Below are 768 nucleotides of genomic sequence, written 5' to 3'. Positions count from 1 at the left end.
GCTGTGATGCTGGATTTCGAGAGGCGATCCCGTGTGAAGGGACCAGTCGCGCAGCCGCGCAACCTTGACGAAGGCATCCAGCGCCGGCGAGTAGCGGCGGCCCTGCACCGCAAGAAGGCGGACCTCCCGCCATACTGGATCTCCCTCGATCGGAAGTGCCTTCAGGGAGGGAAGTCGCGGCATATGCTCGGGAGCAAGGATTATCCCGAACCCCGCGGCTGCCAAATGCTGCAGGTGCACCTCGCGGCTGCTGCTGTGAGCGTGTTGAGGTGGTGCATCTGGAAAGCAGAGGCGCAGAAATTTATGGGCGACATCGCAGTCGGACCGATCCAGAATAGTGGCTTCGCGCAGCGCTTCCATTCCGATCACCGGAAGGTCCGCGAGTTGATGCGACGGGGCGAGAACCGCGACGTAACGCTCTTCGAACAGCGCCCAGTCGTCGATCCGTTCTGGCTTGTCCTCCATGTCGCCCACGACGGCCACGTTTATCTCGCCCTCCAGCAGAAGCTCGACAAGGCGGTCTGGCGTCTCTTCTCGAAGCTCGACATGGAGGCCGGGCACGAATTCGCGAATTTCAGCGATAGGCTCAAGAACGAGCGAAGCGGAAATGGATGGGGCGAGGCCGATAGCGAGTGGCGCCATCTCCTTTTGCTGAAACTGCCGCGCTCGGCGTCGAACTGCCTCCGTCGATGCAAGTGCGCGCTCAAGCATCGGCAGCACCGCTTTCCCCAAGTCAGTGAGATGGGTGAGTTGACGCTCCCGGTAGAT

1 protein-coding gene is annotated in these 768 nt (G+C 61.6%); it reads right to left on the bottom strand.

What is annotated here, in order from left to right:
* Positions 1-642 (bottom strand): LysR family transcriptional regulator substrate-binding protein (locus tag G6N73_RS36045; RefSeq protein ID WP_246252842.1); only part of this gene is annotated, 642 nt, incomplete at its 3' end.
* Positions 643-768 lie beyond the last annotated feature (126 nt).

The organism is Allomesorhizobium camelthorni (assembly GCF_011045125.1).
GTDB classification, from domain to species: Bacteria; Pseudomonadota; Alphaproteobacteria; order Rhizobiales; family Rhizobiaceae; genus Allomesorhizobium; species Allomesorhizobium camelthorni.
The sequence above is the reverse complement of the archived record's forward strand: the minus strand, read 5'-3'. Positions and strand labels throughout refer to the sequence as shown.